We start from the raw sequence: 7451 nt of genomic DNA, 5'->3' as shown, positions 1-7451 counted from the left end.
TTGCTTCAATTAAAACAAACCTTTCCATTAATTCCGCCTGCTCAGAAGATAAATTCATCGCTTTCCTTCGTGTACGGGGAAATTTTTAATCAAATTTCTGCTTGAGAGTTTCGGAGTTTGGTATAGAATGTGTGAGTTTTTAGTCAGCACTCTACGGCTGTGAGGAGGCAGAAATGGCGGTATCGAAAGCGATGAAAACAAAGACAACTGATCTTGGTTTTTCGCCCTATAAATTAACGCGGGGCGAGGAATATATGAACGGAAAACAGCAGGAACATTTTCGGAAAATTTTGTTTGAATGGAAAAAGCAGCTGATGGAAGAGGTCGACTCTACGGTTGTACATTTGAAAGAAGAAGCCAACGTGTATGCAGATCCGCTGGATCGGGCCAGCCAAGAAGAAGGATTTAGTTTAGAACTCCGCACCCGTGATCGTGAACGAAAGCTGATTAAAAAAATTGAGCAAGCAGCAGATACGCTTGATAACGGTGATTATGGTTTCTGTAAAGATTGCGGAGCCGAAATCGGCATTCGTCGATTAGAAGCGCGCCCTACAGCTACCAAATGTATTGATTGTAAAACTTTTGAAGAGATTCGCGAAAAACAATCCGGTGGATAAACTTTTCATTTGTAACTTACGCGTGCCTGCGCAAGTCGGTATTTTGCGTCACGAAAAAGCAAAAAAACAGATTCTTGCGATCGATATTGTTTATCATATCGATGCAAAGCAGGCAGCGTTATCGGATGAAATTCTTCATACCATTGACTATGCTAGCGTTCGCAAAAGTCTCATCCATTTCCTAAACGCACATCGATTCAATTTAATCGAAACATTAGCCGAACGATGCGCCGATTTTTTATTAACGCGCTTTAAGATGACTTGGATACAACTCAGCATCACTAAACCCTCTATTTTTGAAGATGCAGATGGAGCGGGCATTATCATTGAACGGACGTCCTCATAATACTAAATATCATCAACAGAACAATTGCGCTACAAAGTAAAATGAAATCCCGAGCCCCAATGTGTAACGCGTTGGTGACACCCGCTATACTGCTTGTACCTGCCATTTGTATGGCGCCTGACGAGGCGGCCGCTGTCCCTGTCATTTACTGAAAAAGATAGAGTGAGCCGCTAATAACATTGGGATATATTAAGCCAATGCCAATGACGCATGCCAATGACGCAGAATATAATGGGGTAATGACAGAAAAAGCGGATAAGCCATTAAAAGCACAGCTTCTAAAGCCAGTGCTATTCCCACCATCAGCACAATCAATGCGTCTACAAATACCAAATGATCGCTATCAAAAAATCTTATCAATCGTGTAGAAAGAAAGTTTTCCACAAAATACCCAATGGCCAGCAGTGTAATAATAGTACCGTATTGAGCGGCATTCAGCTTTAATCCGTTTTGGAGAATAAAAGGAGAAATTTACAAATAAAGAATTTGACAAGCGTAGGTCATGATAATACACACAACGTATTTGATATAAATGGGATGTCTAAGTAGTAATTTACAATTGCTGAGCAAAGCGCCCATTTTAAAAGTGAGCGATTCGCTCTTTTTTGTTTCTGGAAGCAAAAAGAAGATGGCCAATAAAATTAAACCCGAGTAAAAGGGCAAAAAAATAAAAATCGAATACCAACCCAGCCGATGTTAAATATAGCCGCTGATAAAAGGTGTAATCGTTGGAGGCAGGGAAGCCGCCATAATTAAAAGGGAAGGTTCTTGTACTAATTTTTTCACTTCAAATCGATCGCGGATAACCGCGCGGGCTAATACCGAACCTGAACCACTCGAGCTATCAGCAACAAAGAAAGATGCCTGGCGAAAACAACGATTAGGAATCCTATCATCACAATAACGAGCCCAATCAATAACAAAGGTTTTCGGCCATAACAATCAGACAAAGAACCGTAAAATAATTGAGAGAACCCAAAAGCGATGAGAAATAAGGTCAAACTCAACTGGATGACGCCGGGTGAGTTGTGAAAATAGGTGGTTAAAGCGGGCAAAGCCGGTAAATAAAGCGCCATGGCGAATTGACCGACAGTAACTGAACAGAGGTTAAGATAATAATCAGCTTTTTCTTCATATGTTGTTTATAGCGTATAGTCGTTTTACGGCCCAGGAAGCGAAATTTATACAAAAGCCGCGGAAAATCCTGCAGGATGACGTGTTTCCATTTATGGTATCATCTTCCCAACTTAAAGGAGACAGGTAACATGCCCCTGCTGGTTTGCGGCATTAATCATCAATCGGCGCCTTATAACTGTCCGTGAAAAACTGGTGTTCACGCCTGAGCGCACGCCTTTAGCTTTACAAAGCTTACTGGCAGAAAAAGCCGTTAACGAGGCCCTGTTGTTGTCTACTTGCAACCGCACAGAAATTTATACCACCGTTTATGAGGCGGTGACTGTTCTCCGTTGGTCGTCAAAGCAACCGCAATTATCAGACATCGATCTTCGATCTTTTTGCTATGCGCGTCGCGACATCGAAATGGTGCGCCGTGTCATGCGCGTAGGAAGCGGGTTAGATTTCATGGTCTTAGGTGAGCCGCAAATTCTAGGTTAAATGAAGCAGCGTATTTATTGGCGCGCCGAATAGGCGCTGTGGGCAGTGAGCTAGGTCGCCTCTTTCCCGCCGTTTTTGCGGCAACTAAGCGTATCCGCAGTGAAACAGGCATTGGAGCTAATCCCGTTTCAATAGCGTACGCCATCGAGCGATTATCAAAACGAATTTTTTCTCATCTGAACCAGTGTCAAATATTGTTGATTGGGCAGGTGAGACGATTAAACTCGTTTCCTCGCATCTATACAACCAAGGCGCGCGACATTGAACCCGAAACAGTTCAATTAGAAGATGTCTACCTTTATAATATTGACGACTTGTAAACTCTCATCGCACAGAATCGCCGAACACGCGAAGCGCCCGCTAAACAAGATGAGGTTATGGTGGAAATACAGGCGATACATTATATGCGCCAATTACAGGTGCACAAAGCCGGCAATACGATACGCCGATTTCGGGAACGGGTAGAAATGCTTTGTGATCAGGAATTGGAGAAAGCGCTGGCGCATTTTCGACGGACTAACGACCCAAAAGCGGTTATCGCTCACTTCGCCCACAATTTAATGAATAAAATTTTACATCAGCCGACAACAAAATTAAGGTAAGCAGCGTATGAAGATCAGATGCAATTATTATTATCAGTCAAAGAATTATTTGATTTATGAAACAATCTCTTATTGAAAAATTAAAAACATTAACCTATCGCTATTCAGAAATCGGTGGTTTATTAAGCGATTCAACCGTGATTAATGATCAAGATCGCTATCGTGAATTAGGGAAAGAATACGCCCAGCTTGAACCCATCGTAAAGTGTTTCCAGCAGTTTCAACAAAATGAAAAAACAATTGAATCGGCTGAGGAGATGCAACAAGAAAAAGATCCGGAATTAAGAAAATTAGCTGAAGAAGAATTAGAACAATTAACGCTTAAAAAAGAAAAATTAGAAGATCAATTGAAACTTTTGTTAGTTCCTAAAGACCCGAATGATGAGCGCAACGTTTTTCTTGAAATTCGCGCCGGCACGGGCGGCAATGAGGCGGCTATTTTTGCCGGCGATTTATTCCGAATGTATGCGCGATATGCTGAAACAAAAGGATGGAAAGTGAATATCGTATCGGCCCATGGAGGTGAGCACGGTGGTTTTAAAGAGGTAATCGCGCGAGTGATTGGCGAAGGCGTTTACTTGCAATTAAAATTTGAATCCGGCGCGCATCGTGTTCAACGCGTCCCTGTGACGGAATCCCAAGGTCGAATCCATACCTCCGCTTGTACCGTTGCGATAATGCCTGAAGTTCGCGAAATCGATCAAATTAAAATTAACCCAGCAGAATTACGAATCGATACTTTTCGTGCTTCCGGCGCGGGCGGCCAACACGTTAATCGAACCGATTCCGCTATTCGGATTACCCACCTACCCACCGGAGTGGTTGTCGAATGTCAGGACGAACGTTCGCAACACAAAAATAAAGCACGCGCGATCTCTTTATTGCAATCAAAATTACTGGCTGCCGAGCGAGCGAAGCAAGACCAAGAGCAAGCGGCTAAACGAAAATCGTTAGTAGGAAGCGGTGATCGCTCGGAACGCATTCGTACCTACAATTTCCCTCAAGGCCGCGTGACAGACCATCGCATCAATTTAACGCTTTATCAATTGGATGAAGTGATAGACGGTGATTTAGATCCAGTCATTAGGCCTTTAATGCGAGAACTACAAGCGGAGCAACTAGCTGAGCTAAGCGGGGAATAAAAGTGCTAAGCATAAAAGAGGCTATTAAAAATATATCGCAGCAACTGACCACCATTTCAAAAACCCCCCGTTTAGATGCAGAATTATTACTTGAGTGTATCCTTAAAAAATCACGCGCTGACTTATTTACTTATCCTGAAATGCAATTGATTTCTTCCCAACAAAAAACATTATCAGCTTATGTAAAACGCCGTCTGAAAGGCGAACCGATCGCTTACATTTTAGGTCAAAAAGAATTTTGGTCACTTAATTTGAAAGTAATACCGGATGTACTTATTCCGCGTCCTGAAACCGAAATACTCGTGGAATGGATTTTAAAAAACCTACCTAAAGACGCAAAATTACGCATTGCCGATTTGGGCACGGGTTCAGGCGCTGTTGCCTTAGCGATTGCGGTTGAGCGTCCCTATTGGACTATCGACGCTACCGATAATTCTCAAGCAGCTTTAAAAATTGCAGAAATAAATGCAAAAAAACATGAAATTAAAAATTGTAATTTTTATCATGGTGAATGGTGCCAAGCTTTACCCCGACGTGATTATCATGCCATTGTGGGAAACCCCCCTTATATTCCGGACAACGATCAGCACCTTCAACAATTGAAACACGAACCCCGCGAAGCGTTAGCCGCTGGCTCCGATGGATTATCCGCCATAAAAATAATTATTCACGAAGCTAGATCCTATTTGGTTGACGGAGGATGGCTATTACTGGAACACGGCTATAATCAAACCGAAAAGATTATGACATTACTGCAAGCCGCCGGCTATCGCGAAATTACCGACCGACGTGATTTAGCAGGTCTTTCCAGGATGGTGGTGGCAAGACGAGGATGACGTATTCCTGTCTAGCCTTGGCCTTGAAAAAAAACTAAAGAAAGAAGAAGGTCGTTTATTTAGCAATTTTGACGTGCTGCTTGTTCCTACAGCAACGATTTCTTCCCAATCCCGATCAAAATTAACAACAGCGCCCAATAAGAATGAACTATCGTTTCCTTTTTAATATCAACCTCCGTTAATTCGAAACTTCCCCGCTTGTCCGTGTTTGCTTCTTTGAGTACCATCTTTGCTGACTTTTTCCTTAAAAGCGCTAAAGCGGCGAAAGAGGTGTCATCAAGTTTTTTCGAAGCTAAAAGAGGCCGCAAATGATCTTTATAGAGTGTAAGCGTTTTGGGTAGGTGAGAAGAAAAAGTGCGAAATATTTCCGCGAACAATTTAATTTTTTTGATAGAATTATTATTAAAGTAGGACAGGATTTTTGAGAATAGTTACGAGCCGTTTACCGCTACGATCAGCCACTAGGAGTTGGTCAAAGAGATTATGCCGAGAGCCCTCCTCAGAGCGGGGATAAGTCGAGAGGCGCACTAACCTTAATAGTTGTTCGGCTGAAAGTTGAAGAGAGTCTATGAAATTAGAAAAAAGATAAGGACGGCAGCAAGTTAAAATTAAAAAAGGCATCTCACTATCTTTTGTTTGCTGTTGCAGTAAATGACATATTTCGGTAGAGCTAAGATGTTTCTTATTCTTCAGAGTGCATAATTCCGATATCAAATTTTCTGGCTCATGTTTTGCCCAGTAGCCTAGAACCGTTTGGCCATGTTGATCGGAAACTAAAAGTAAATTATAGGCTGTGTTACAGAAAGGAATGTTTACTCTTTTTTCTTGCTTTATTTCTTCGTCCTCTTTTTTTTTCGAAGAGATTAGGTAAAAGATTAGAAACCACTGGGCTCGATCTTCCATTCCACTCATTACGCGGAATAACTGTTAGGAGCCAGTCTCTCTGAGAGGGTGAAGGTGCCGATTTTTCGTGTTTTAAGATCAAAGTGAACGAGTGCATAAAATAAATTTTCTGGCGTGTTTCCAGCTTTGATGTATTTTTCTAAATCATTATCTTGCAACTAGGGTATTACGTGATTGAGAATTTTGAAGACGTTCTTTAGACGTAACATGCCCACCGTTGTTGAATACTTGGTTGGATTGTTTGTTTCCTCTTGATGGTCTGTTGATAATAAAAGTGGTAGTAAATATTCCTGAACTACTTTCACAAATTTTTGTTTTTCGCTAGCCTTGAGAGAAGGGGCGTCGCTGATTGCTTCGGCTAACAGTTCAAGTTTTTTGATGGGACTTTTAAATTAAGATAGAAAAAATTTTACAGTAAAAACCCATTTTCCGCAATTCTCCGAGTAATAAGCATCTGGGAATAACGCGCCACAAAAAGATTTCTTTTTTCAGGTGGTGGAAGGGGGTCTCTCTAGATGGTTTAGGTTATCATGATAAATTCGTTGATGAACTAAATTGAGGAGTTGACTTTCTCTCATTTCCTCTGGAAAGAGCTTTATAAGCTGACGAATATCCTTCTCTTTTAATTTCCAGTAAATTACGAATGCTGAAAACGGGTTCATACCAGACCATGTTTGTTATCCTAGCAACTAATATATTTCTCGAGGGGTAATCAACCCCTGTCCGCGGAGGCTATATAATTTTTTTATAAAAGAAGAGGGCCCGCCTGGAGAGGGGACAGCTTCAATAGAAAACCATATTAGAGGATTCCAACCTAGGGGTATTCCCTTATCCCTCCTATTTCGAAAGGAGAGTAGATCGAAAGCGGTATACCAGGTATCATTTTGTTTGGCTGCCTTTGCTCTTTGTAAGTCGAGCACGAGTGTTTCTCTTTCTTGATTATGTTAGTGTAAAGATAATAACTCCCTAACTTCAGGAATCGTCGGTTGAAATTCGTCCTACAGCTTAACTAGCATCTCTTATTTCCCCGTGAATTTTTCGATATTTGATGACAAAATTAACACACGGACATTAAAAAATTCTTAAATAAAAAACGTATCTCGTAACCTAATGAAAAGTGCCCCTCCTTAAAGAGGGCGTTATAATGCGCCAACATAGAGTTTCTATTTTTAAAAAAAGGAGCAGGGCCATGAAAGATATTAAAATACTTGGTGTTGGTATTTATTGCAAAAGGGGTTTTTCAACTGTGTGGGATTGATGAGTGGGGTAAGGTGATCCACACGAGAGGGGTTAGGCGCTCAATATGTGTCCACTGTGGCAAGGCCTTAAGGTGGCTTGTGTGGTTGATAGAAGCGTGTGGAGGCGCGAACCATTGGTATCGGGTTCATGGG

Annotated in this window: 6 protein-coding genes and 3 pseudogenes; 6 read left to right on the top strand and 3 right to left on the bottom strand. The window is 41.6% G+C overall.

The window, feature by feature from the left end:
* Nucleotides 1-173 precede the first annotated feature (173 nt).
* Complete coding sequence (gene dksA, locus OWO34_RS08970) at nt 174-617, top strand: RNA polymerase-binding protein DksA (RefSeq protein ID WP_267257248.1); 444 nt, start codon at nt 174-176, stop codon at nt 615-617.
* A complete protein-coding gene (locus OWO34_RS08965; protein WP_267257247.1) occupies nt 610-963 on the top strand; it encodes a dihydroneopterin aldolase in 354 nt (117 codons plus the stop codon). Before dksA ends, OWO34_RS08965 begins: the two co-directional genes overlap by 8 nt.
* Here the strand turns inward: OWO34_RS08965 and OWO34_RS08960 are convergent.
* Nucleotides 941-2152: pseudogene (locus OWO34_RS08960) on the bottom strand (MFS transporter). The gene OWO34_RS08965 and the pseudogene OWO34_RS08960 sit on opposite strands and share 23 nt — an antisense overlap.
* A gap of 76 nt (nt 2153-2228) precedes the next feature.
* Between OWO34_RS08960 and OWO34_RS08955 the strand changes: the two are divergent.
* From OWO34_RS08955 to prmC, 3 genes and pseudogenes are all read left to right on the top strand, one after another.
* Nucleotides 2229-3179: pseudogene (locus OWO34_RS08955) on the top strand (glutamyl-tRNA reductase).
* Nucleotides 3180-3235: 56 nt separating this feature from the next.
* Nucleotides 3236-4321, top strand: coding sequence for a peptide chain release factor 1 (gene prfA / locus OWO34_RS08950; RefSeq protein WP_267257246.1), 1086 nt, complete (start codon nt 3236-3238; stop codon nt 4319-4321).
* Nucleotides 4322-4323: 2 nt separating this feature from the next.
* Entirely contained in the window at nt 4324-5157 is an 834-nt protein-coding gene (gene prmC, locus OWO34_RS08945) for a peptide chain release factor N(5)-glutamine methyltransferase (protein WP_267257245.1), read from the top strand.
* Between the two features lie 86 nt (nt 5158-5243).
* Here prmC and OWO34_RS09610 read toward each other — a convergent pair whose 3' ends face one another.
* Together OWO34_RS09610 and OWO34_RS09605 are read right to left on the bottom strand one after the other, a co-directional pair.
* Complete coding sequence (locus OWO34_RS09610) at nt 5244-5534, bottom strand: hypothetical protein (protein ID WP_323808290.1); 291 nt, start codon at nt 5532-5534, stop codon at nt 5244-5246.
* Between the two features lie 25 nt (nt 5535-5559).
* Nucleotides 5560-6069 (bottom strand): hypothetical protein, encoded by a 510-nt coding sequence (locus tag OWO34_RS09605; protein ID WP_323808289.1) that lies wholly within the window; start codon nt 6067-6069, stop codon nt 5560-5562.
* Between the two features lie 1180 nt (nt 6070-7249).
* On the opposite strand from OWO34_RS09605, the pseudogene OWO34_RS08935 reads away from it, so the two are divergent.
* Nucleotides 7250-7451 (top strand): annotated as a pseudogene (locus OWO34_RS08935) (IS110 family transposase); the annotation flags it as partial.

Origin of the sequence: Coxiella endosymbiont of Ornithodoros maritimus, assembly GCF_907164965.1 — a bacterium.
In the GTDB taxonomy this organism is placed as follows: Bacteria; Pseudomonadota; Gammaproteobacteria; order Coxiellales; family Coxiellaceae; genus Coxiella.
Note: the sequence above shows the minus strand (reverse complement) of the source record. Positions and strands in the feature narration are given on the sequence as shown.

Bases quoted from the DNA above. Each gene is read 5' to 3' on its own strand.
- dksA (WP_267257248.1), top strand. From the start codon at position 174: ATGGCGGTATCGAAAGCGATGAAAACAAAGACAACTGATCTTGGTTTT.
- prfA (WP_267257246.1), top strand. From the start codon at position 3,236: ATGAAACAATCTCTTATTGAAAAATTAAAAACATTAACCTATCGCTAT.
- OWO34_RS09605 (WP_323808289.1), bottom strand. From the start codon at position 6,069: ATGAGTGGAATGGAAGATCGAGCCCAGTGGTTTCTAATCTTTTACCTA.